At 68.7% G+C, this 21,378-nt stretch carries 21 protein-coding genes; 11 read left to right on the forward strand and 10 right to left on the reverse strand.

Annotation, left to right across the window (positions count from 1 at the left end; genetic code table 11):
• Positions 1 to 60: 60 nt before the first annotated feature.
• On the forward strand, positions 61 to 2,220 hold the full coding sequence (egtB, locus tag SGCZBJ_RS08705) for an ergothioneine biosynthesis protein EgtB (protein ID WP_101717611.1): 2,160 nt from the start codon (positions 61 to 63) through the stop codon (positions 2,218 to 2,220).
• Between the two features lie 149 nt (positions 2,221 to 2,369).
• Here the strand turns inward: egtB and SGCZBJ_RS08710 are convergent, their stop codons facing one another.
• Positions 2,370 to 2,579, reverse strand: coding sequence for a KGG domain-containing protein (locus SGCZBJ_RS08710; RefSeq protein ID WP_058350544.1), 210 nt, complete (start codon positions 2,577 to 2,579; stop codon positions 2,370 to 2,372).
• A 429-nt stretch (positions 2,580 to 3,008) separates the two neighbouring features.
• Between SGCZBJ_RS08710 and SGCZBJ_RS08715 the strand changes: the two genes are divergently transcribed.
• On the forward strand, positions 3,009 to 3,548 hold the full coding sequence (locus SGCZBJ_RS08715; RefSeq protein ID WP_240621457.1) for a DUF1345 domain-containing protein: 540 nt from the start codon (positions 3,009 to 3,011) through the stop codon (positions 3,546 to 3,548).
• 4 nt (positions 3,549 to 3,552) lie between these two features.
• On the opposite strand, the gene SGCZBJ_RS08720 is transcribed toward SGCZBJ_RS08715, so the two are convergent.
• The 3 genes from SGCZBJ_RS08720 to SGCZBJ_RS08730 all read right to left on the reverse strand — a co-directional run bounded on the left by SGCZBJ_RS08720 (position 3,553) and on the right by SGCZBJ_RS08730 (position 6,636).
• Positions 3,553 to 4,314 (reverse strand): CREC-EF hand family protein, encoded by a 762-nt coding sequence (locus SGCZBJ_RS08720; RefSeq protein WP_117590375.1) that lies wholly within the window; start codon positions 4,312 to 4,314, stop codon positions 3,553 to 3,555.
• Between the two features lie 91 nt (positions 4,315 to 4,405).
• On the reverse strand, positions 4,406 to 5,872 hold the full coding sequence (locus SGCZBJ_RS08725) for an ATP-binding protein (RefSeq protein WP_101717613.1): 1,467 nt from the start codon (positions 5,870 to 5,872) through the stop codon (positions 4,406 to 4,408).
• The gene (locus SGCZBJ_RS08730; protein ID WP_101711996.1) at positions 5,869 to 6,636 is read right to left on the reverse strand and encodes a response regulator; all 768 of its coding nucleotides are present in this window, start codon (positions 6,634 to 6,636) and stop codon (positions 5,869 to 5,871) included. The genes SGCZBJ_RS08725 and SGCZBJ_RS08730 overlap by 4 nt, the downstream gene beginning before the upstream one ends.
• A 104-nt stretch (positions 6,637 to 6,740) precedes the next feature.
• Between SGCZBJ_RS08730 and SGCZBJ_RS08735 the strand changes: the two genes are divergently transcribed.
• Positions 6,741 to 7,184, forward strand: a complete 444-nt coding sequence (locus tag SGCZBJ_RS08735; RefSeq protein WP_101717614.1) for an EF-hand domain-containing protein — start codon at positions 6,741 to 6,743, stop codon at positions 7,182 to 7,184.
• Between the two features lie 7 nt (positions 7,185 to 7,191).
• Here SGCZBJ_RS08735 and SGCZBJ_RS08740 read toward each other — a convergent pair whose 3' ends face one another.
• Positions 7,192 to 7,902 carry an MBL fold metallo-hydrolase gene (locus SGCZBJ_RS08740; RefSeq protein WP_101717615.1) on the reverse strand — a complete coding sequence of 237 codons (711 nt, stop codon included), beginning with the start codon at positions 7,900 to 7,902 and terminating at the stop codon, positions 7,192 to 7,194.
• Positions 7,903 to 7,976: 74 nt separating this feature from the next.
• A complete protein-coding gene (locus SGCZBJ_RS08745; RefSeq protein ID WP_101717616.1) occupies positions 7,977 to 9,593 on the reverse strand; it encodes an amino acid permease in 1,617 nt (538 codons plus the stop codon).
• Positions 9,594 to 9,774: 181 nt separating this feature from the next.
• Here SGCZBJ_RS08745 and hrpB point away from each other — a divergent pair, with 181 nt between their 5' ends.
• From hrpB to SGCZBJ_RS08760, 3 genes are read left to right on the forward strand one after another with little or no spacing between them, the layout of a single operon-like run.
• Positions 9,775 to 12,219 (forward strand): ATP-dependent helicase HrpB, encoded by a 2,445-nt coding sequence (gene hrpB, locus SGCZBJ_RS08750; protein WP_101717617.1) that lies wholly within the window; start codon positions 9,775 to 9,777, stop codon positions 12,217 to 12,219.
• Between the two features lie 53 nt (positions 12,220 to 12,272).
• Positions 12,273 to 12,596: a type II toxin-antitoxin system TacA family antitoxin gene (locus SGCZBJ_RS08755; protein WP_101717618.1), complete on the forward strand. Its 324-nt coding sequence runs from the start codon at positions 12,273 to 12,275 to the stop codon at positions 12,594 to 12,596.
• A 23-nt stretch (positions 12,597 to 12,619) separates the two neighbouring features.
• Positions 12,620 to 13,111, forward strand: a complete 492-nt coding sequence (locus tag SGCZBJ_RS08760) for a GNAT family N-acetyltransferase (RefSeq protein ID WP_240621460.1) — start codon at positions 12,620 to 12,622, stop codon at positions 13,109 to 13,111.
• On the opposite strand, the gene SGCZBJ_RS08765 is transcribed toward SGCZBJ_RS08760, so the two are convergent.
• Positions 13,108 to 13,752 (reverse strand): AbiU2 domain-containing protein, encoded by a 645-nt coding sequence (locus SGCZBJ_RS08765; RefSeq protein ID WP_101717620.1) that lies wholly within the window; start codon positions 13,750 to 13,752, stop codon positions 13,108 to 13,110. The genes SGCZBJ_RS08760 and SGCZBJ_RS08765 overlap by 4 nt on opposite strands.
• Before the next feature lie 235 nt (positions 13,753 to 13,987).
• Here SGCZBJ_RS08765 and gatB point away from each other — a divergent pair, with 235 nt between their 5' ends.
• The gene (gene gatB / locus SGCZBJ_RS08770) at positions 13,988 to 15,484 is read left to right on the forward strand and encodes an Asp-tRNA(Asn)/Glu-tRNA(Gln) amidotransferase subunit GatB (RefSeq protein ID WP_101717621.1); all 1,497 of its coding nucleotides are present in this window, start codon (positions 13,988 to 13,990) and stop codon (positions 15,482 to 15,484) included.
• An 88-nt stretch (positions 15,485 to 15,572) separates the two neighbouring features.
• Here the strand turns inward: gatB and SGCZBJ_RS08775 are convergent, their stop codons facing one another.
• Positions 15,573 to 15,968, reverse strand: coding sequence for a proteophosphoglycan 5 (locus SGCZBJ_RS08775; protein ID WP_101717622.1), 396 nt, complete (start codon positions 15,966 to 15,968; stop codon positions 15,573 to 15,575).
• A 202-nt stretch (positions 15,969 to 16,170) separates the two neighbouring features.
• Positions 16,171 to 16,671 carry an RcnB family protein gene (locus SGCZBJ_RS08780; protein WP_101717623.1) on the reverse strand — a complete coding sequence of 167 codons (501 nt, stop codon included), beginning with the start codon at positions 16,669 to 16,671 and terminating at the stop codon, positions 16,171 to 16,173.
• A gap of 181 nt (positions 16,672 to 16,852) precedes the next feature.
• On the opposite strand from SGCZBJ_RS08780, the gene SGCZBJ_RS08785 reads away from it, so the two are divergent.
• A complete protein-coding gene (locus SGCZBJ_RS08785) occupies positions 16,853 to 17,578 on the forward strand; it encodes a glutathione S-transferase N-terminal domain-containing protein (protein WP_101717624.1) in 726 nt (241 codons plus the stop codon).
• A 174-nt stretch (positions 17,579 to 17,752) separates the two neighbouring features.
• Positions 17,753 to 18,031 carry an SEL1-like repeat protein gene (locus SGCZBJ_RS08790; protein WP_101717625.1) on the forward strand — a complete coding sequence of 93 codons (279 nt, stop codon included), beginning with the start codon at positions 17,753 to 17,755 and terminating at the stop codon, positions 18,029 to 18,031.
• 65 nt (positions 18,032 to 18,096) lie between these two features.
• Here the strand turns inward: SGCZBJ_RS08790 and SGCZBJ_RS08795 are convergent, their stop codons facing one another.
• Complete coding sequence (locus tag SGCZBJ_RS08795; protein ID WP_101717626.1) at positions 18,097 to 18,837, reverse strand: polysaccharide biosynthesis/export family protein; 741 nt, start codon at positions 18,835 to 18,837, stop codon at positions 18,097 to 18,099.
• Positions 18,838 to 18,923: 86 nt separating this feature from the next.
• Here SGCZBJ_RS08795 and SGCZBJ_RS08800 point away from each other — a divergent pair, with 86 nt between their 5' ends.
• Both SGCZBJ_RS08800 and SGCZBJ_RS08805 read left to right on the forward strand, forming a co-directional pair.
• The gene (locus SGCZBJ_RS08800; RefSeq protein WP_101717627.1) at positions 18,924 to 20,426 is read left to right on the forward strand and encodes a GumC family protein; all 1,503 of its coding nucleotides are present in this window, start codon (positions 18,924 to 18,926) and stop codon (positions 20,424 to 20,426) included.
• Positions 20,427 to 20,661: 235 nt separating this feature from the next.
• Positions 20,662 to 21,363, forward strand: coding sequence for a P-loop NTPase family protein (locus SGCZBJ_RS08805; RefSeq protein WP_101717628.1), 702 nt, complete (start codon positions 20,662 to 20,664; stop codon positions 21,361 to 21,363).
• Positions 21,364 to 21,378: the final 15 nt, after the last annotated feature.

Consider the following 21,378-nt stretch of genomic DNA (forward strand, 5'->3'; position numbering starts at 1 on the left):
GCTCGCGATCCGTTTTGGACAACGGCCCGCGCGCGCGGCCGGACAGCGCCAGGAGCGTGCATGAGCCCCGACGACACCCTGCTGCTGGCTTCCACTTTCGAGGCGTCCGACAGGCCGCTGGCCCGCTATCGCGCCGTGCGCGAGCGGACCGAGGTCCTGGCCGCGCCGCTGTCGCCCGAGGACCAGGCGGCCCAGTCGATGCCCGACGCCAGTCCGACAAAGTGGCACCGGGGTCATACGACCTGGTTCTTCGAGACCTTCCTGCTGGTCCCATACGCGCCGGGCTACAAGCCCTACGACGCGGCCTTCGGCTACATCTTCAACTCCTATTACGAGGCCATGGGGCCGCGGCAGCCGAGGCCGCAGCGAGGCCTGCTAACCCGGCCGTCCTGCGCCGAGGTTGGGGCCTATCGCCGGCATGTGGATGCGGCCATGGCCCGGCTGCTTTCGAGCCCGCTGTCGCCCGAGATCCTGGAGCGGCTTGAGCTGGGCCTCGCTCACGAGGAGCAGCACCAAGAGCTGCTGCTGATGGACATCAAGCACCTGTTCGGCCAGTCGCCGCTCTATCCGGCCTATCGCGAACGTCCGGATGCTCCGCGCCCCGATGCGCCGGCGCTGGGCTTCGTCGGCTTCGAGGGTGGCGTGACAACGATCGGCGCCGAGCCGGGCGGCTTCGCCTTCGACAACGAGCGGCCGCGCCACCGGGTGTTCCTCGAACCCTTCCGCCTGGCCGACCGCCTGGCCACCAACGGCGAATGGCTGGGCTTCATGGAGGACGGCGGCTACGAGCGGCCCGAGTTCTGGCTGTCGGACGGCTGGACCACGGTCCAGGAGCAGGGCTGGCGCGCGCCGCTCTACTGGCGCCAGGACGACGACGGCGCCTGGAGCGAGTTCGGCCTGGCCGGCCGCCGGCCGCTGGATCCCGCCGCGCCGGTGGCTCATGTGAGCTATTACGAGGCGGCCGCCTTCGCGACCTGGGCCGGCGCGCGCCTGCCCACCGAGGCCGAATGGGAGGCCGCCGCGCGGTCCGGCAAGGACTTGCGGCAGATGTCCGGCGAGGCCTGGCAGTGGACCGCCAGCGCCTATGCCGCCTATCCCGGCTTCCGCCCCGGGGCGGGGGCTCTGGGCGAGTACAACGGCAAGTTCATGGTCAACCAGATGGTCCTGCGCGGCGGGGCGGCGGGTACGCCGCCGGGCCATGCGCGGGCCAGCTATCGCAACTTCTTCCATCCCGCCCAACGCTGGATGTTCTCCGGCGTGCGCCTGGCGCGCGACGGGGCGGGCGGCCGTGAGAAAGCCATGGACGCCGGATTCCGTGACGATGTGCTGGCGGGGCTTTCCGCCGACGCCAAGAGCCTGCCCAGCAAATACTTCTACGACGCCGAGGGCTCTCGGCTGTTCGAAGTGATCACGGTGCTGCCGGAATACTATCCGACCCGCACCGAGACGGCGCTGCTGCGTCGCATCGCGCCGGAGATCGCCGCCCGCATCCCCGAGGGCGCAGCGATGATCGAGTTCGGCAGCGGGGCCAGCACCAAGACCCGCATCGTGCTGGACGCTGCGCCGCAGCTGGCGGTCTATGCGCCGATGGACATCAGCGCCTCGGCCCTGGACGCGGCCGCCGCCGCGATCCGCGCCGACTATCCCAAGCTGGCCGTGGCGCCGGCGGTGGGCGACTTCACCCATCCGCTGGGCCTGCCGGGGGCGGCGCGAGGAAGACCGGCGGTCGGCTTCTTCCCGGGCTCGACGATCGGCAACTTCCCGACGGACGAGGCGGTCGCCTTCCTGACGGCGGCGCGGGAGCTTCTGGGTCCCGGGGCGCTGTTCGTGGTGGGGGCCGACATCGCCAAGAGCGAGGACGTGCTCATCCCTGCCTATGACGACGCTGCGGGGGTGACGGCGGCGTTCAACAAGAACCTGCTGGCCCGCATCAATCGCGAGCTGGAAGCGACCTTCGACCTGGACGCCTTCGCCCACCGGGCCGTCTGGAACGCCGTCGAGAGCCGCATCGAGATGCATCTGGTCAGCCTGCGCGACCAAACGGTCGAGATCGCCGGCCGGCCGATCGCCTTCGCGGCCGGCGAGACCATCCACACCGAGAATTCCTACAAGTACGACCCGGACGCCTTCGCCGCGATGGCGGAAAAGGCCGGGTGGCGCGTCGAGGCGCGCTGGATCAGCGAGGCGCCGGCGTTCGGCGTCTTCGCGCTTCGCTCCTGAGGAGCGGAAAAGAAGAAGTCGCGGCCGGCCGCTGGATGGCGGACAGCCCAAGAGCCCGGATCGGCAAGACCGATCCGGGCCCTAAAATCCTGATACGTGCGCCACCACCGTCGGCTGCGTCGCCCGTCCCCCCTCGGCCGCGGCATTCCTTAAAGGTCGCGTGCGCCGAGGCGGCCGCCGCCACGTGACGAGGAACCGCCCTTGCGGCCGGCATTGGCGGCCAGGTCGCGGTCCTTGGCGAAGCTGCGCTTCTCGCTGGGGACGCTAGCGCCGCCCTTGCGAGCTATCTCGCGGCGACGTTCCGGATCCATGGCGGCGAAGCCTCGGCGGCCGCGGGGCCGTTCGCTGTCGAGGTCCATGTCTTGCTCCTAATCGGGACTGGTAACGGGAGGAACGGAGACCGGGGCGGCGCCATAGGGCCGATCGTCCCCCGGCTGCACCGGAGGCGGCTGCAGCGGGACTTCGTCGGGCGTCGAGCCCGGCGGATCGTCCGGCGTTTGCGGCTCCAGCGGAGGCGGGGCGTCGGGGTCGGTCATGGCGTCGTTCCAGTGTTCCGGTGAAGTAACCGGTGAAGCCGAGTTCGGTTTCACGTGTCAGGCGAGACAAATGCAGCGTTAAGGACGATTGTCTGGGGAAAAGGCAGGCTGAGAGCGATGCGCAAGAGCACCTTGGAGGGTGGTAAATCCTCATTAATTACAATACATTGGAGGCTGATTGCAGGGGCTGCGGCGGGGGCTTTGGGATGGCTTTTCGCCCGTCAGATAAATCTGCCCGAAAGCACGCATATTTTGATCGGGTGGGACGTCGGCGCCGCAATTTACGCCGTTCTGCTGTGGCGCCTGTTCCTCACCGCCGACGAAGCGACGCTGCGGGCCAAGGCCGCGGCCGAGGACGAGGGGCGTTCTCTGATCCTGCTGATCGTGCTGTCGGCCATCGCCGCCAGCCTGGCCGCGGTGGTGGCGGCGATGATCGGCGCGCGCTCGCAGGCGGCCTTTGCCAGGAACCTGACCGCGGCCTGTGCGGGCGTCACCCTGGTGCTGTCGTGGATCGTGCTGCACTCGGTGTTCGTGCTGCACTACGCCCACCGCCATTTCGGCGCGGGGGCGGGGAAGGGCGGGTTCGGCTTTCCCGGTGAACCGGCCCGCACCTACAAGGACTTCGTCTACCTGGCCTTCAGCATCGGGGCGACCTTCCAGGTCTCCGACAACGACGTGCGCACCGGGGCCTTGCGCAACCTCGTCACGGCCCACGCCGTGACGGCCTATTTCTACAACACCGCCATCCTGGCCCTGGGGATCAACATCATCGCCGGGGTGGTGGCGGGGTAGCGCATCAGCGCGGCGGGCGTCGGCCGCCCTTGCCGCGCCGGCCGCCGTCGCGGGGCTCTTCCTCGCCGCTCAGGATGCGCTGGACGCGGGTCCTGGGCAGCTCGGCCAGGGTCAGGCCGCCGTCGCCGTCCTTGTCGAGCAGCTTGAAGCGGGCGTTGGCCGCGCGCGTCGCCTCGTCGCGGGTGATGCGGCGGTTGAAGTCGGCGTCGGCGCCCATCACCGGCTGGGGTTCGGCCAGCAGGGCATAGGGCGTGGCGCCCAGCAGCATGTTGCCCAGGCCCCCGTCGCGGCGTGGGCGCGGACCCTCGCCGTCGGGGCCGCCGCCCGAGGGCGGGGCCTGCTGGGGCATGGCCGAGGCCTGGACGATCTCGGGGGCGATGTTGCGCTCGTAGGCCGAGACCTCGAAGCCGTCGAGAACGCCTGACTTGTCGGTGTCGAGCCTGTCGAAGAAGCGCAGGGAGTCGGCGAGGAACTCCTCGCGGGTCAGCACGCCGTCGTGGTCGGCGTCGGCGCCGGTGAACCACAGGGCGACCGGATAGGGTTGGCCGGGATCAGCGCGGAAGGGCTCGCCGGCCGGGCTGATGAACACCTGCCTGCCGCCTTCCATGCGCGGGCCGCCTTCGCCCGGAGGCGGACCGTCGCCGAAACCGGGGCGGCCGCCCGGGCCGCCGGGACCGCGACCGCCCGGGCCATCCGGCGGGGCGTGGCCGCAGGCGGCGAGCGACAGGGCGGCGAGGGTCAGGAGAGGCAGGGCGCGTGCGGTCATGGAAAGAAGCTCCTTCCCGTCGCTTGAAGCCTTGCCGCATTGCGCGGTTATGTCGTCACGGCCGCGCTTGATTGCGCGGCCGCAACAGACGTCAGGCCGGCAGGGTCACCCGGGCCCGCAAGCCGCCCTCGGGGCGGTTCAGCAGAGTCACGTCGCCGCCGTGGGCGCGGGCCAACGAACGGACCACGGCCAGGCCAAGCCCGATGCCGCCGGTCTCGCGATTGCGCGAGGGCTCGCCGCGGAAGAACGGCTCGAACACGCGCTCGAGTTCGGCCGAAGGCACGCCCGGGCCGTCGTCGTCGACTTCGAGGATCGCGCCGCCACCCTGGCGATAGACCCGGCCGCGCGCGGCGCCGCCGTACTTGAGGGCGTTTTCGACCAGGTTGGTGACCAGGCGCTTCAGCGCAATCGGGTCGCCCTCGATGACGATCTTGTCGCCTTCCTCGGCCGTGGCGTCGCCGCCGGTCTCGGCCGCTTCGTCCATGACGCTTTCCAGCAGCGAGGCCAGCTCCAGCTTGGTGCGCTCGGCCGGGCGGCTGGTGTCGCGCACGAAGGCCAGGGTGGCCGAGATCATCGCCTCCATCTGGTCGATGTCGCTCTCGAGCTTGCTGCGGACGTCGTCGGGCGTGGTCTCGATGCGGAAGCGAAGGCGCGTCAGCGGCGTGCGCAGGTCGTGGGCCACCGCGCCGATCATGGCCGTGCGGTCCTCGACATAGCGGCGCAGGCGTTCCTGCATCTCGTTGAAGGCGTTGGCGGCGGCGGCCACCTCGGCCGAGCCCGACAGGCTGAGCGGCGGCGCGCGCGGGTCGCGGCCCAGGCGCTCGGCGGCGGCGGCGAAGGCGGTGATCGGACCGGCCAGGCGACGGGCGAACAGCCAGGCCAGCGGCGACACGGCGACGACCGACAGGGCCAGGATCAGCAGGATCCGCACCTGCCAGGTGTCGCGCAGGACGGTGAACTTGGGCTCGACCACCAGCCAGCGGCCGTCGGCCTGGCGGATGCCCAGCTCGAAATCGCCGAACAGGAAGGGCTCGTCGCGCATGATGGCCGCGATACGGTCGGCCAGGATCTGGGCGCCGGGAGACTTCGGGCCGGCCGCGCCGGGCGGCGGCGGGGGAGGGCCGCCGGGGCCGCCAGGACCAGGGCCAGGGCGCGGACCGCCAGGACCTGGCGGCGGCGGCGGGCCCTTCTGCCGCGCGGTGCGGACGAAGAAGCGCGGGCCGTTCTCGGTGCGGATCGAGATCCGGTCGACCGGCACGTTCAGCTCGCGGCCGATGGCGGCCTTGAACTCGGCGCGGCGCTGGGAGTCCTCGCCGTCGGGCTTGATGCTCGTGCGATGGCGAACGACCAGCGGACGGCCGTCGCGCGGATGCACGGTCTGGCCGGTCTTCAGCGCCCGGCTGATCTCGCTGAGCTTGTAGAGTTCGGGAGGGGGCGGCGGCACGTTGAACACGACCGCCACGCAGATCAGGATCGTAGCGACCAGTGTGACGAGCGCCAGTCCCAGGGCCTGGGCGAACAGGGGCGCGCCGCCACGCCCCGGGACTGCGAACTTCATGGCGTGCGGGTGACCTTGGGCGTGAACATGTAGCCCTCGCTGCGGATCGTGCGGATCAGCTCGCCGCCGCCGCCGTCGTCGAGCTTGCGGCGCAGCCGGCTGATCTGGACGTCGATGGCGCGGTCGTAGGCGTCGCTGTCGCGACCGCGGGCCAGGTCGAGGAGCTGGTCGCGGGTCAGCACGCGCTGCGGGCGTTCGACGAAGGCGCGCAGCAGCGAGAACTCGCCGCTGGAGAGGTTGACCACCACCGACTGCGGCGAGCGCAGTTCGCGGCGGACGAGATCCAGGCGCCAGCCGGCGAACTCGCAGGCTGCGCCCATGGTGTCGTCGCTGGAGCGCGGCTCGGTGCGGCGGCGCAGGACGGCGCGCACGCGGGCCAGGAGCTCGCGCGGATTGCACGGCTTGGGCAGGTAGTCGTCGGCGCCGAGCTCGAGGCCGACGATGCGGTCGGTTTCCTCGCCCATGGCCGAGAGCATGATGATGGCGGGGCCGTCCTGCGCGGCGAGGCGGCGGCAGATCGCCAGACCGTCTTCGCCCGGCAGCATGACGTCGAGCACCACCAGGTCGACCGGGCCCTTGGCCAGGGCCTGTTCCATGGTGCGCGCGTCCTGGGCCGTGTCGACGACATAGCCGTGGCGGACGAGGAAATCGGACACGACGTCGCGGATGCCCGGATCGTCGTCGACGATCAGGATGCGGGCGCCGGCGCCCTTGGCGGTGTCCGCGACGGCGGCGGACGAGGCGGTGGTCGGGGAGGTCTCCATGCCGATGGTCCTTTCATGCCCCTGTCACCGTCAGATTTCACGCTTGCAACAGGCGCGCAACCTGATCGTGGCCCCCTAGCGTCAAATCGCCACGGAGCGTCTTCATGAACCGACTCGTTTCCGCCGTCCTCGGATTGTCACTGCTGGGGGCCGCGGCCGCCCACGCCCAGCCTGGTCCCGGCATGCGCGGCCCGGACGCCGACGGCGACGGCGTCGTCACCGCCGCCGAGTACGAGGCCTCGGCCTTGCAGCGCTTCGAGCGCATGGACGCCAACAAGGACGGCGTCATCGACGCGGCCGAGATCGAGGCCATCAAGCAGCGCTTCGCCCAGCGCGAGGGGCAGGGCGGTCCCGGCGGCGGTTTCGGCGGCCGGATGCTGGCTCAGCTGGCCGCGCAGGACGTCGACAAGGACGGCAGGATCACCAAGGACGAGGCCCTGGCCGCCAGCCGCGCCCAGTTCACGGCGTCCGACAAGAACGGCGACGGCAAGCTGGCCGGCGACGAGTTCCGCCCAGGCCCCCCCGGCGGTCCGCCGCCGCGTCAGTAGGGATGGCTCACCCCGGCGAGCGGTTCACCGGAGCCGTGTAGCCGGGGCCCTTCATGGCCGCCACCGCGCGGTCGCCGACGAAGGGGTTGGTGCGGCGCTCGGCGCCGAAGCTCGACATGGGCCCGTGGCCCGGCACGAAGCGGATGTCGTCGCCCAACGGCCACAGCTTGCCGGTGATGGCGTCGATCAGGTCCTGGTGGTTGCCGCGCGGGAAGTCGGTGCGGCCGATCGAGCCCTGGAACAGCACGTCGCCGACCTGGGCGAACTTCGTCTCGCGGTGGAAGAACACCACGTGGCCCGGCGTGTGGCCCGGGCAGTGCAGGACCTCGAACTCCGTCTCGCCCAGGGTGACGACGTCGCCGTCCTCCAGCCAGCGGTCGGGCACGAAGATACGAGCCTCGGGCATGCCGTACATCTCGCCGCTTTCCTGGATGCGGTCGATCCAGAACTGGTCGTCCTTGTGCGGCCCCTCGATCGGGACGCCGGTCTTGGCCTTCAGCTCGGCCGCGCCGCCGGCGTGGTCCATGTGGCCGTGGGTGATCCAGATCTTCTCCAGGGTCAGGCCCTGGTCCGTCAGCGCGCGCAGCAGGCGGTCGACCTCGCCGCCCGGATCGATGATCGCGGCCTTCTTGGTCTTGGAGCACCAGACGATCGTGCAGTTCTGCTGCAGCGGCGTGACCGGGGCGATGACGGCGCTGATGGGCGACGAGGAGGTCAAGGTGTCGGCTCCAAACGAAAACGGGCGGGAACCGAAGTTCCCGCCCGTCTGAACTAGAGACTACTGTCTCGAGATCAAGACCGTTCCTCGGGCGAGCCCGGGGCTGGGGCGCCCGGCATCGGCGGCACGGGGCCGGCCGGCGCGTCGGCGGACAGTTCCGGCACGTCGATCAGGCCGCGGCCCAGGTGGCTCTTGCGAACGCCGTAGGCCAGGTAGATCAGCAGGCCGATGGCGCCCCAGATCGGCAGCACCAGCATGGCTTCGGCCGGCAGGTTGAAGTAGAGGGCCGCGCAGCCGACCATGGCCAGCGGAGCCACGACCCACACCAGCGGGGTCTTGAACGGGCGCGGACGGTTCGGATCCTTCACGCGCAGCACCATCACCGCGATCGCCACCATGAAGAAGGCGAACAGGGTGCCCGAGTTCGAGATGTCGGCCAGCTGGCCCACCGGGAAGAAGGCGGCGGCGATGGCGACGAAGATGCCCGTGACGATGGTCACGATGTAGGGCGTCTTGAACTTCGGGTGGATGGTGGCGAGCTTTTCCGGCAACAGGCCGTCGCGGGCCATGACGAAGAAGATGCGGGTCTGGCCGTAGATCATCATCAGGATGACCGAGGGCAGGGCCAGATTGGCGGCCAGGCCCAGGGCGTTGCCGACCACCGGCCAGTTGATCTCGCGCAGGACGTGGGCGAGGGCTTCGTTCGAGCAGACCAGGCGGCCGCTGTTGTCGGCCAGCGAGCAGGCGGCCTGGAAGGCGGCCGAGCCGGGCTGGACGGCCGAGCCGTCGGCGCCGAACACCGGCTGGGCGCCGATGGCGCCGATCGCGCCGGCGGCGACCAGCAGGTAGAAGATGGTGCAGAGCGCCAGGCTGCCGATCAGGCCGATCGGCACGTTGCGCTGCGGGTTCTTGGTCTCTTCGGCGGCGGTCGACACGGCGTCGAAGCCGACATAGGCGAAGAAGATCGAGGCGGCGGCGCCGACGATGCCCATGCCGCTGGTGCCTTCCGGACCGAACCAGCCATTGGGGGCGAAGGGCGAGAAGTTGCCGCTCTTGATGACCGGGATGGTCAGCACGATGAAGGCGGTCAGGGCGGTGACCTTGATGGCCACGAGCACGGCGTTGACGCGGGCGCTCTCGGTGGTGCCGACGACCAGCAGGGCGGTGACCGACAGCGCCACGATGATGGCCGGGACGTTGACGATGCCGGCGCTGAAGTCGGCGACGGGGATGAAGCCGTTCATCGACCAGGCCGGACCGGCCTTGAACAGGGCTGGCCACTGGAAGCCCAGCGCGTTCTCGATCAGGCCGAGGAAGTAGCCGGACCAGCCGGCCGACACGGCGCTGGCGGCGACGGCGTATTCGAGGATCAGCGCCCAGCCGACCATCCAGGCCAGCGGCTCGCCCATCACGGCGTAGGAATAGGTGTAGGCCGAGCCCGAGACGGGGACCATCGAGGCCAGTTCGGAATAGCAGAGCGCGGCGATGGCGCAGACGGCGCCGGCGATCACGAAGCTCCACATCATGCCGGGGCCCGCCTTCTGGGCGGCGGCGGCGGTCAGGACGAAGATCCCCGTACCGATGATGGCGCCCACCCCCAGCAGCGTCAGCTGGATCGGTCCGAGCGAGCGATGAAGGGATTTTTTCTCAGCCGTCGCAAGGATCGCATCAAGCGATTTAACGCGCCACATAGTTCCTCCTGGATAGGCAAGACTCCCCCCCGGGGGTCGCCTTTGGAAAATTTTGCGGACGGTGACCCGTTTATGAGCATGGGGTCAAGGCCGCGCCGCCGAAGCGCGTAAATGTTCTCCACACCTTAGGCTAGTCCAGTCCTGCTTGGCGTTGATCCCCAGCCCAGCTAAAGCCGGCGCGATGCTGCCCATTTTTCAGGCCATTCCCGCGCTCAAAGGCGCCTTGTCCGAACGCGAGACCGCCGTTCTCGTCGCGCCTCCGGGGGCGGGCAAGACCACGGCCGTCCCCCTGGCCCTGCTGGAGGAAGCATGGGTCGGCGACGGCAAGATCGTCATGCTGGAGCCGCGCCGCCTGGCCGCCCGGGCGGCGGCCGCGCGCATGGCCCAGACCCTGGGCGAGGCGGTCGGCGAGACGGTCGGCTTCCGGGTGCGGTTGCAGTCCAAGGTGTCGGCCAGGACGCGGGTGGAAGTGGTCACCGAGGGCGTCTTTACCCGGATGATTCTCGACGACCCGGGCCTGGACGGCGTGGCCTGCGTGATCTTCGACGAGTTCCACGAGCGCAGCCTGGACGCCGACCTGGGCCTGGCCCTGGCGCGCGACAGCCAGGGCCTGCTGCGCGACGACCTGAAGATCCTGGTGATGTCGGCCACGCTGGACGGCGCGCGTGTCTCGGCCCTGCTGGGCGATGCGCCGGTGGTGGAGAGCGAGGGCCGGATGTTCCCGGTCGAGACCCGCTATCTGGGCCGCGACGACCGCCAGCGTCTGGAGGAGCGTGTCGGCCGCGCCGTCGAACGGGCCCTGGCCGAGGAGACCGGCTCGATCCTCGTCTTCCTGCCGGGGCAGGGCGAGATCCGCCGGGCCGAGAGCTGGCTGGCCGAGCGCCTGCGCCGTCCGGACGTCGACCTGGCGCCGCTCTATGGCGCGCTGGAGCCGGCCGAGCAGGACCGCGCCGTCCAGCCCGCGCCGGCCGGCCGCCGCAAGGTGGTGCTGGCCACCTCGATCGCCGAGACCAGCCTGACCATCGAGGGCGTGCGCGTCGTCATCGACGCAGGGCTCTCGCGCGTGCCGCGCTTCGATCCGTCCAGCGGCCTGACCCGGCTGGAGACGGTGCGGGTGGCCCGCGCCGCCGCCGACCAGCGCCGGGGCCGCGCCGGTCGCACCGAGCCCGGCGTCTGCTACCGCCTGTGGGACGAGCCGGAGACCCGTTCTCTGCCCGCCTTCGCGCGGCCCGAAATCCTCGAAGCCGACCTCTCGCGCCTGGCGCTGGACCTGGCCCGCTGGGGCGCCAAGGACGCGGAGGGCCTGGCGTTCCTCGACCCGCCGCCGCGCGCGGCCTTCACCGAGGCGCGGGCGCTGCTGAACCGCTTGCAGGCGCTGGACGCCAATGGCGGGCTGACGGCGCACGGCAAGGCGCTGTCGAACATGCCGCTCGCTCCGCGTCTGGCCCACATGGTCGCCCGCGCCGCCGCCAGCGGCCAGGCCCACCGCGCCGCCGAGATCGCCGCCGTGCTCAGTGAGCAGGGCCTGGGCGGCCGGGGCGTCGACCTGCGCGGCCGGCTGGAGGGCTTCGGCCGCGACCGCGCGCCCCGCGCTCGCGACGCCCGGGCGCTGGCCGAGCGCTGGTCGCGCCAGGCCGGCAAGCCCAGCGGCGCCGAGCCCCTCGACGACGCCCTGCTGCTGGCCGAGGCCTATCCCGAGCGGGTGGCCCGGGCGCGCGGCAAGCCCGGCGAATACCAGCTGGCCAGCGGCCGCGGCGTCTATCTGGAGCCGACCGACGCCCTGGCCCGCGAGACCTGGCTGGCCGTCGGCGAACTGGGCGGCGGCGACGCCCGCGACCGCATCCTGCTGGCCGCCCCCTTGGATGAAGAGAGCCTGCGCGCCGCCTTCGCCGACCGTCTGGTCGCGGAGGACCGTCTGGAGACCAGCGGCGGCGGCAAGCTACGCGCCAAGCGCCTGCTGCGCCTGGGCAAACTGGTGGTCGACGAGAAGATCATCGAAAAGCCCGACCCGGCCCTGATCGCCGGGGCCCTGGCCGACCAGGTGCGCGCCGACGGCCTGTCAGCCCTGAAGCTGGGCGAGCGGGGCAGGGGACTGCTCGACCGCGTGGCCTTCCTGCGGGCGCATGATGGCGAGGCCTGGCCGGACCTGTCGGAAGCGGCCCTGGTCGCACGGCTGGACGAATGGCTCGAACCCCTGCTGGCCGGCTGCTCGTCCCTGGCCAGCCTCGACGAGGCCACGCTGGAGGCGGCGATCAAGACCCTGATCCCGTGGAACATGCAGGGCCGCATAGAGGCCCAGGCCCCGGCGCGCTTCACCGCCCCCACCGGCTCGACCTTCGCCATCGACTATGGCGCGGAAGGCGGTCCGCGCGTCGAGGTGCGGGTGGGCGAACTTTACGGCCTGGCCGAGCACCCCTGCGTGGCCAACGGCAAGGTCCCCCTGACCCTGGCCCTGCTGTCGCCCGCCCACCGCCCGATCCAGATCACCAAGGACCTGCCGGGCTTCTGGAAGGGCTCCTGGTGCGAGGTGAAGATCGAGATGAAGGGGCGCTATCCCCGTCACGTGTGGCCGGACGATCCGGCGAGTGCGGCTCCGACGACAAGGGCTAAGCCGCGGGGGACGTGAGGGGGGGGGTGATTTGTATTGACAATGTGGATACATATGCCAAATATGCGGGCATGGTGAGAACCCAGGTCAAGGCTGCCTCAACCGCGTCAGCTGATGGCGATCCGCGCTCCGACACCAAGGGCTCGATCAATCTTCGGATCGAGGCTCAGACCCGTCAGTTAATCGATGACGCCGCTGCCGTGCTCGGTAAGACCCGAACAGAGTTCATGGTCGATAGCGCGCGCGCGCTGGCGATCGATGTCTTGCTGGATCAACGTCTCTTTGTGCTCGACGCCGAGCGCTATCATACTTTCATGCATGCGCTCGATAACCCGCCGGCGCCAGGACCAAAACTGCGCGCCCTTTTGCGGCGAACGCCCCAATGGTCGAGTTGAGTTCGTCTACTCCGCCACTATTCATGCTCTCCGCACCTGTACCGCTTTCAGTCGACCACGATTTGTCGGTCTTCGATTGCGGGGTGGCGGTGCTGAACGATTGGCTCAAGCAGCGGGCGGCGAAGAACGAGAGCCGGTTTTCTCGCACCTATGTAGTTCATGAAAGCGGTCAGGTCGTGGGCTACTACTGCATCTCCGCTGGCGCCGTTGAGCGAGCCGTTGCGCCCGGCAAGGTCCGGCGCAATGCTCCCAACTCCATCCCAGTGTCGATTATCGGCCGCTTGGCCGTTAGCCGCTCCCATGCCGGCCGCGGGCTCGGCGCGGACCTTTTGGGGGATGCCTTGAGACGTATTGCGCTGGCCTCGCAGAGCATCGGCATCGGCGCTGTCATGGTGCAGGCTAAGGACGAAGCCGCGAGGCGCTTCTACCTACGCTGTGCGGAATTCGAGGAATACCCAGAAGAGAGCCGCACGCTCTACCTGCCTATCGAAACCGTCGTTGCGGCGTTCAGCTAGGCATCCCTGAATTCGCTTCTGGAAGCGATCTCGGCGAGCGGTAGGGTGATGGCGCTCTCGGCAAGGGCAAGGTGGAAATAGGTGCTCTCCTTGAGCGCCTCCACCAGGGAATCTGCGTCCGAGATCATGCCGACATTATTCAAATGGAATGTCACGCTCGGATCGACGTAGCGGGTATGAATTAGGTTCAAGAACTGGTCCAAGTCTTCCCAGAACTGTATCCAATCCGCTTCGTTGGCACCCCCTAGCGGCACGCCAGCCATGACCGCATCGCGATCCAGATGGCCGATGAGACGGTTCCGCGCCGGTATGATCTTCGTCCTGAAAGCCTCGATGCTATCGCGTAAGGTCTGAGCACGAGCTCGCTGGACGGGCAAGCCGAAGTCCGCCTCTCCAAGGACGTAGTCGAGGGACAGGTTTGTCCGCTTCATGGTGACCGCCGGATCGGTCAGGCGGCAGATTTGTAGGATCAGCTGCTCTATGAGGATCTGGTTCAGGTCGTCGAAGAACGTTGGCGCAACCCGATGCAAGAGATTTCTGCGGAGTTCGCCGTCCTCGAACAGAATTTGGTAGTGGCGCCAGAGCGAGCGCAGGTGAACGGAAAAGTTCGCCACGGCCAAAATCTCGTCTTTCAGCGCCATGGCCGTGTCCTTTCGCTGCTGGCAGAGGTGTCCGAGTCCTATCCAGGACTCGTAGTTTCGGTCCCCCCTGATAATGAATGACCCTCGCCACCTTCCCATCCCCCCCGCAACAAACCACCCCGCCAGCCTTGCGCTCCCCGACCCCCACGGTGCATGAGGAACCCTGACACGGCGAGGCCTCTGCTTCGCCGCCCGCGCTAACCGGCCTTCCGGCGACGGAGGGAGGACAAGAGACATGACCGAAGCTGCTTCCAAGACGATCAAGGGTCGCACCGGCGACTGGGAAATTGTGCTGGGCCTCGAGGTTCACGCCCAGGTGGCCAGCAAGTCCAAGCTGTTCTCGGGCGCCGCCGTCGGCTTCGGCGCTGGTCCGAACGAACAGGTCAGCCTCGTCGACGCGGCCATGCCGGGCATGCTGCCGGTGCTGAACCGCTTCTGCGTCGAGCAGGCGGTGAAGACGGGCCTGGGCCTGAAGGCGCAGATCAACCTGAAGAGCCGCTTCGACCGCAAGAACTACTTCTATCCCGACCTGCCGCAGGGCTACCAGATCAGCCAGTTCGACCAGCCGATCGTCGGCGAGGGCGTGGTGGTGGTCGAGCGCGACGACGGCACGACCTTCGATGTGCGCATCGAGCGCCTGCACCTGGAGCAGGACGCCGGCAAGTCGCTGCACGACCAGGATCCGAACGCCACCTATGTCGACCTGAACCGTGCGGGCACGGCGCTGATGGAGATCGTCTCCAAGCCGGACATGCGCACCTCGGAAGAGGCCGCGGCTTACGTCAAGAAGCTGCGGACGATCCTGGTCTATCTGGGCACCTGCGACGGCGACATGGAGAAGGGCAACCTTCGCGCCGACGTCAACGTGTCGGTCTGCCGTCCGGGCGACTACGAGAAGTTCCGCGAGACCGGCAGCTTCAAGCACCTGGGCACGCGCTGCGAGATCAAGAACGTCAACTCGTATCGCTACATCCAGCAGGCCATCGAGTACGAAGCCCGTCGCCAGATCGAGATCCTGGAAGACGGCGGCGTGATCGACCAGGAGACCCGCCTGTTCGACCCGACCAAGGGCGAGACCCGCTCGATGCGTTCGAAGGAAGAGGCGCACGACTACCGCTACTTCCCCGATCCGGACCTGCTGCCGCTGGTGCTGGACCCGGCTTGGGTCAAGGAGATCGAGGCCACCCTGCCGGAACTGCCGGACGCCAAGAAGGCGCGCCTGCAGAGCCAGTACGGCCTTTCGGCCTATGACGCCGGCGTGCTGATCATCGACGCCGAGCGCGCCGACTACTTCGAGGCCGCCGCCAAGGGCCGCGACGCCAAGCTGGTGGCCAACTGGGTGACCAATGAACTGCTGGCCAAGCTGTCGGCGGCCGGCACGGCGTTCCCGGACTCGCCGCTGCCCTCGTCGGACATCGCCCAGCTGGTCGAGCTGATCGAGAACGGCACGATCAGCTCGAAGATCGCCAAGGAAGTGTTCGAGCACATGTGGGCGGGCGAAGGCCGCCCGGCCGAGATCGTCGAGAAGCGCGGCCTGGTCCAGATCAACGACACCGGCGCCATCGAGGCGGCGATCGACGAGCTGATCGGCGCCAACCCCGACAAGGCCGCGGCCGTGAAGGACAAGCCCCAGGCCATCGGCTGGTTCGTCGGCCAGGTCATGAAGGCCACCGGCGGCAAGGCCAACCCGGGCACGGTCAACGACCTGCTGAAGGCCAAGTTGGGTCTCTGATCCCGCCTTCCAGGCAAAAGGAAAAGGGCCCGTCGCGAAAGCGGCGGGCCCTTCTCTTTATCGGAGGGACTCTCGAACAGGGACGCGCCTACTGAGGCGTGGTCGGGTCCTGCGCGGACGACGACGCGGCCGCCGGGTCGTCTGCGTGCTTCTTGTGCTTCTTGGCCTTCTTGTCGGCCTTGGTTGCGTCCTCGGCGGCCGGGGCCGTGGTGGTCGAGGTTTCGCCAGGGGCCGTGGCCGAGGTCGGCTCGCCCGCGCTCGCGGCGCTGTCGGCCTGCGGGGTCGTGCTGTCGGTGGTCGCCGGGGCGGTGGTCGAGGCCGACGGATCGGTCGCCGTGGTCGACGAACCCCAGCTGCTGCTGCTGGACGAAGGCGGGGTGGACTGGGCGGAGGGATCGGCCGGGGCCTGCTGGGCCAGGGCCGAACCGGCATAGCCGGCGGCGGCGAGGGCGAGGACGGCGGCGGAGATGCGCAAGCTCTTCATCGGTAAGCGCCTTCGTGTCTGCTGCGTCGGACTGTGACGCGAGGCCTACGCTGGCGACCGGATACGGCCGAAATGACCCGACAATCGGGCTTTGCGGCCCGATGCGTGGCGCGCGCGGGGCGAGCATGGCGCAAAAACGGCGCCCCAGGTGGAGTTCCCGGGGCGCCGCAAGACTTTTCAGATATCGATGATCGCGTTCGGCCTAGTTGTTGATGATCTCGAAGATCAGGCCGGTGGCGATGGCGGCCAGCACGTAGTCGTTGCCGGCGCGGTACCAGTAGTAGCCGCGGGGCGGCTGGCGCAGGTGGTAGCGGCCGTAGTCGTGCACGACGTAGCCGCCGCCGCGGTAGTAGGGCGGCAGGTAGCCGCCGCGACGCCAGGCGCTGTAGCCCGGACGATAGTCCGGACGGCCGTAATAGTGGCTGGGCGGGGCGCCGTAGTACCAGCGGTCGCGATAGTAGTAGCCGTTGTAGCGACGGTCGTCCCAGCGGCTGTGGCGGTCGCCGCGACGGTCGTCACGACGGTCCCAGCGGTCTCCGCGACGATCGTCACGGCGGTCCCAGCGGTCGCCGCGGCGGTCATCGCGACGGTCCCAGCGATCCTCGTTGTGGCCGCGGCCCTGGGCCGAGGCATCGGTGGCGACGGCGGCCATCGGGCCCGCGACCGAGGCCACGGCGGCGATGGTGAGCAACAGACGTTTCATATGTACGTCTCCTTGTGGTCAGCGGTCGCCTGGAGGCGGCCTAATCCCTCGACCTTGGAAACAAGATTGATCCCCTGCGCCTGAACCGTCGCTGAACGGTCATGTCAGGATAGATGTTGGCGTCGCGCGCGCGGATGGCCATGTTCCGTGTCACCAAGACCGACATCAGGGAGTCGCGTGCATGACCAGTCCCATCGAGCTGCACTATTGGCCCACGCCCAACGGCTGGAAGATTTCCATCGCGCTGGAGGAGATGGGCCTGCTCTACGAGATGATCCCGGTGAACATCGGCACGGGCGAGCAGTTCAAGCCGGAATTCCTGGCCATCAGCCCCAACAACCGCATGCCGGCCATCGTCGACCCGGACGGTCCCGACGGTCAGCCGATCTCGGTCTTCGAGTCCGGCGCCATCTTGCAGTACCTCGCCCGCAAGACCGGCCAGTTCTACGGGCAGGGCGAGCGCGACCGGGTGAACATCGACCAGTGGGTGATGTGGCAGATGGGCGGCCTTGGCCCCATGGCCGGCCAGACGCACCACTTCCGCCAGTACGCGCCTGCGATCATCGCCGATCAGCGCCAGCTGGCCTACGGCGCGATCCGCTACACCAACGAGACCCATCGCCTCTACGGCGTGCTGGAAAAGCAGCTGGCGGGCAGGGATTTCGTCTGCGGCCAATTGTCCATCGCCGACTTCGCCATCTGGCCCTGGGTCGTGCCGTGGAAGAACCAGGGCATCCAGATCGAGGAGTTCCCGAACATCAAGGCCTGGTTCGAGCGGCTGAACGGGCGTGACGCCGTGCAAAAGGGCTTCAAGCTTGGGGCGGAGCTGCGTTCCAGCGGCCTGCAAGCGTCTGGAAAAGCTGCCGAAGAGGCGCGCAAGGTTCTGTTCGGCCAGCGCGCCCGTTAACCACCCGTATACCCGTGTTTATCGGGTGTTACTTCAATGATCGAGGCGTGTTGTCGCGCCTCGATTCATGATCTCTGCGCGCTTAACTATATGTTCAGCGAGCAAGGTTTTCTCTGTGTTCATGGCCGAGCTGGACCACTGGGGACCGGCCGGAAGGACTGGGGAATTGAAGTCATGATGATGAGCATCGAACCGCCCGCCGCCGTGATGGGCCTGCCGCTGCCTAGCGCCGAATCCACCGGCGACGAGCTGTTCCGCATGGGCATGCTGTATTCGACTGGCCAGGGCGGGGCGCCGCTGGACTACGTCTCGGCCCACATGCTGTTCAACCTGGCCGCCATGCGCGGTTCGGTCGAAGCCAAGGTCTATCGCAAGGAACTGTCGCAGGAGATGGCCAGCGAAGACGTCGCCGAAGCCCAGCGCCAGGCGCGCCAATGGCTGGCTCACGGCTGAACCACGGTTCAGCCGTTTCTACTCTCGGGCCGGACGCTCTCTGGATCCGGCCGTGACTTTCAGGGTCAGTTGCTGAAGCCGTTGATGGCGTAGCTGAAGCTGATCGGCAGCAGGTCTCGGAAGTACTGCTGCATGAACAGGCCCGTCTCCGCCGCCCCGCTGCGCGGCACGTAGACGATGTCGAAGCGGCGAAGCGGCACCAGGTCCGCGCCGCGCGGGTCGGTCAGGCCCTTCAGAAGATCCGCTGTCCGCATCATGGCCCGCCCGTCGGGGCCGCGCCGGATGATGATCACCTGGCTGCGCTTGGACGAGCTCTTGAAGCCCCCGGCCTGGATCACGGCCCGCAGGGCGTCGCCGTCGCCGGCCATGTCGTAGACGCCGGGATTGCCGACCTCGCCGCCGACGAACACCTTCAGAGGCGCCGTCGCCTTCACCGCCACCTGCACCTGAGGGCGCAGCAGCTGCTGGCCGTAGGCCTGGGTCAGCGAGTCCTCGAGTTCCTCGATCGTGCGGTCGGCGGCCATCACCGGCCCGACCAGCGGCAAAGCGACGCGGCCGTCGGGCTGAACCACCACCGACTTATTAAGCTCCGTGGCCGAAGGTACGGTCACCTCCAGCTCGTCGCCCGGATAGAAGCGATAGGCGGGCTCGCTCTCGCTCCAGTTGGCATAGCCGATATTGGGGAACTGGCCGGTAGGCCGGGGGGCGGGCGTCAGCGGCTCGCCGTCGACGTGGCCGCAGGCCGAGAGGCCGGTGCTCGCGAGCACCAGGGCCAGGGCGGTGGAGAGAGCGATGCGCCGATCCATGCGACGACTCTTACCAAACATAGGTAACCAAACCTTAAGCCCGGAAGCCCCAGGGTCGTGTGGAAGTTTGGACCCATTGGATTCGCATGTCGACGAGCGCCTGGACAAGCGTGCCGCACGACCCGCCGTCGCGACGCGACTGGGCGGCGCGGGCTCGCTATGCGCCGACGGACTTTATCACCCTGCTGTGGCGTGAACGCTGGCTGATGCTGGGCGTGTTCCTGGTGATCCTGTTCCTGGGGGCGGCCTTCGCCTTCACGCTCAAGAAGTCCTACACCGCCAGCTCCAGCCTGTTCGTCCGCCTGGGCCAGGAATATGTCTACGAGCCGCGCGCCGGCGACGCCGCCCGCGGCGCAGTGCCCGACGTCGACCAGGTGATCCAGTCGGAAAGCGAGATCCTGGGCAGCGGCGAGCTGCGCGAGCGGGTGATCCGCAAGCTGGGCTTCGCCACCGTGTTCCCGGAAGGCGCGGCCAAGTACGCCGCGGCCAATCCCGAGCAGAAGCGCAAGATGATCGCCCAGGGGCGCGACAGCGTCGGCCGCAGCCTGAAGATCGAGACCGCGCCCGACAACTCGATCATCCGCCTGTCATACCAGCACCAGGACCCGGAAACGGCCGAGAAGGTGCTCAATATGCTGCTGGAAGAGTACCTGATCTATCGCCGCAGCCTGCTGATCAACGACGACGACAAGGTGCTGTCGCGCCAGCGCGACAGCTTCGAGCAGCGCCTGGCCGAGACCGACACCGCCTATCAGGCCTTCCTGCAAACCAACGATATCGGCGACTTCACCGCCCAGAAGACCGCCCTGACCCAGCTGCAGGCCCAGGTCGAGGCCCAGAAGTATTCGATCGACGCCCAGCTTCAGGATCGCCAGGGACGCCTTGCCGCCGTTCAGGCCGAGCTGGCCCGCACCCCGTCCGAAGCCGTGCTCTATCGCGACCAGGACATGTCGGCCTCGACGAAGCTTGCCCAGCTGAAGCTCGACCGCGAGGGGCTCTTGGCCCGCTACCTGCCCAACGCCCAGCCGGTGCGCGACATCGACGCCCAGATCGCCCAGCTGGAGCAGGGCGTGGCCAGTGGTCGCACCAACGGCGAGGGCGCGCGCCGCAGCGGCCCCAACCCGATCTGGCAGACCCTGCAGTCGACCCGCAACGACCTGTCGGCGGAAGTCGCGGCCCTGCGCGAGTCGCAAGGCGCCTACGCCATGCAGGTGCAGGAAGTGAACGAGCGCCTGCTGCGCCTGGCTCAGCTGGAACCGCAGTTCAACCAGCTGACCCGTGACCGCGACGTGCTGTCGGCCAATGTCCGCGACTTCACCGTCAAGGAGCAGCAGGACGAGGCCCAGCGCCAGATGTCGGCCGAAAGCAGCGACAATATCCGCATCGTCCAGCGCGCCGTCGCGCCGTCGGAGGGCAAGAGCCTGAAGAAGCCGGTGCTGGTGCTGGCCTTCCTGTTCGCGGCCTTCACCGCCGCCTGCGCGGGCCTGGTGCGGATGCTGCTGCGTCCGGGCCTTCAGACCCCGGCCTCGGCCTCCCGCACGCTTGGCCTGCCGGTCCTGGCGACCGCCGGCGTCAAGCGCGCGGCTTGAGCGTTCATCATTGGAATTCTGAGACGAAAACCTCGTCCTTCGACAGGCTCAGGATGAGGTTTTTCTACTGAACGGGCCTGGGAAATGGGCCTCATCCTGAGCTTGTCGAAGGACGAGGGCCACGCACTGAGCTTGAATGCCCGACCCCATGCACAGTGGGCGATTTGGTCGCCTTTCGCGCGAACATGGTTAGGCATTAGTTTCAACGGTCTTCAACGCGCGGCGATTCGGGCGAATGGTGGATTTGAACGTGGAAATGGCGGAACTGTGGGGGTCGCTCGGCGCTCCTGCGGCCGGCCGTGCGCACGTCGTCCAGTTCGTGTCGGCCCGGCGCGGGGAGGGGACCTCGACGGTCGCCCGTGAGTTCGCCCGCTTCGCCTCCAGGCGCGCCGGTCGCCGGACCTGGCTGATCGACCTGGATCTCACCACCTCGCCGCAATACCAGGCCATCGCCGCCGACCCCGAACGCTACGGCCCGCTGGGCTCGGGCGCGGCGGCCAGCCCCGACGGCTCGATGTTCTTCACGGTGCAGCCGCCGGCTCCCCGTCCCGACGGCGGGGTGTGGCCCGACGCCAAGTATGTCGCCGCCCACAGCGTCGGCGGGCCGCGCCTGTGGGTCACCCGCTTCAAGCGCGAGGCCCTGCGCGGCCGCCAGAAGGCCCACATCCTGCCGGGTGTCGAATACTGGGCCGCCCTGCGCCGTCACGCCGAGATCATTGTCGTCGACTGCCCGTCGGCCGACAGCTCGCAGGCGGCCCTGACCATCGCCCAGCACATGGACCAGACTGTCCTCGTGGTCAGCGCCCAGGAGGCCGACGTGCGGCCGCCGGGCCTGCTGCGCGACGCCCTGGCCTCGGCGGGCGGCCGCTGCGCCGGGGTGTTCTTCAACCAGGCCTCGGTGACGCCGCCGAGCTTCCTGCGGGCCATCCTGCCGTGACCTCGTCCTACGGCG

It is taken from the genome of Caulobacter zeae (assembly GCF_002858925.1).
Classification (GTDB): Bacteria; Pseudomonadota; Alphaproteobacteria; order Caulobacterales; family Caulobacteraceae; genus Caulobacter; species Caulobacter zeae.

What these genes read in the sequence shown, in the direction of transcription:
- SGCZBJ_RS08800 (WP_101717627.1), top strand. Translation starts at nt 18,924, where the DNA reads ATGTCGACGAGCGCCTGGACAAGCGTGCCGCACGACCCGCCGTCGCGA.
- egtB (WP_101717611.1), top strand. Translation starts at nt 61, where the DNA reads ATGAGCCCCGACGACACCCTGCTGCTGGCTTCCACTTTCGAGGCGTCC.
- SGCZBJ_RS08710 (WP_058350544.1), bottom strand. Translation starts at nt 2,579, where the DNA reads ATGGACCTCGACAGCGAACGGCCCCGCGGCCGCCGAGGCTTCGCCGCC.
- SGCZBJ_RS08795 (WP_101717626.1), bottom strand. Translation starts at nt 18,837, where the DNA reads ATGGATCGGCGCATCGCTCTCTCCACCGCCCTGGCCCTGGTGCTCGCG.
- SGCZBJ_RS08765 (WP_101717620.1), bottom strand. Translation starts at nt 13,752, where the DNA reads ATGGCGCTGAAAGACGAGATTTTGGCCGTGGCGAACTTTTCCGTTCAC.
- SGCZBJ_RS08720 (WP_117590375.1), bottom strand. Translation starts at nt 4,314, where the DNA reads ATGACCGCACGCGCCCTGCCTCTCCTGACCCTCGCCGCCCTGTCGCTC.
- SGCZBJ_RS08760 (WP_240621460.1), top strand. Translation starts at nt 12,620, where the DNA reads ATGCTCTCCGCACCTGTACCGCTTTCAGTCGACCACGATTTGTCGGTC.
- SGCZBJ_RS08805 (WP_101717628.1), top strand. Translation starts at nt 20,662, where the DNA reads ATGGTGGATTTGAACGTGGAAATGGCGGAACTGTGGGGGTCGCTCGGC.
- SGCZBJ_RS08745 (WP_101717616.1), bottom strand. Translation starts at nt 9,593, where the DNA reads ATGTGGCGCGTTAAATCGCTTGATGCGATCCTTGCGACGGCTGAGAAA.
- hrpB (WP_101717617.1), top strand. Translation starts at nt 9,775, where the DNA reads ATGCTGCCCATTTTTCAGGCCATTCCCGCGCTCAAAGGCGCCTTGTCC.
- SGCZBJ_RS08725 (WP_101717613.1), bottom strand. Translation starts at nt 5,872, where the DNA reads ATGAAGTTCGCAGTCCCGGGGCGTGGCGGCGCGCCCCTGTTCGCCCAG.
- SGCZBJ_RS08755 (WP_101717618.1), top strand. Translation starts at nt 12,273, where the DNA reads ATGGTGAGAACCCAGGTCAAGGCTGCCTCAACCGCGTCAGCTGATGGC.
- SGCZBJ_RS08730 (WP_101711996.1), bottom strand. Translation starts at nt 6,636, where the DNA reads ATGGAGACCTCCCCGACCACCGCCTCGTCCGCCGCCGTCGCGGACACC.
- SGCZBJ_RS08780 (WP_101717623.1), bottom strand. Translation starts at nt 16,671, where the DNA reads ATGAAACGTCTGTTGCTCACCATCGCCGCCGTGGCCTCGGTCGCGGGC.
- SGCZBJ_RS08785 (WP_101717624.1), top strand. Translation starts at nt 16,853, where the DNA reads ATGACCAGTCCCATCGAGCTGCACTATTGGCCCACGCCCAACGGCTGG.
- SGCZBJ_RS08775 (WP_101717622.1), bottom strand. Translation starts at nt 15,968, where the DNA reads ATGAAGAGCTTGCGCATCTCCGCCGCCGTCCTCGCCCTCGCCGCCGCC.
- gatB (WP_101717621.1), top strand. Translation starts at nt 13,988, where the DNA reads ATGACCGAAGCTGCTTCCAAGACGATCAAGGGTCGCACCGGCGACTGG.
- SGCZBJ_RS08790 (WP_101717625.1), top strand. Translation starts at nt 17,753, where the DNA reads ATGATGATGAGCATCGAACCGCCCGCCGCCGTGATGGGCCTGCCGCTG.
- SGCZBJ_RS08735 (WP_101717614.1), top strand. Translation starts at nt 6,741, where the DNA reads ATGAACCGACTCGTTTCCGCCGTCCTCGGATTGTCACTGCTGGGGGCC.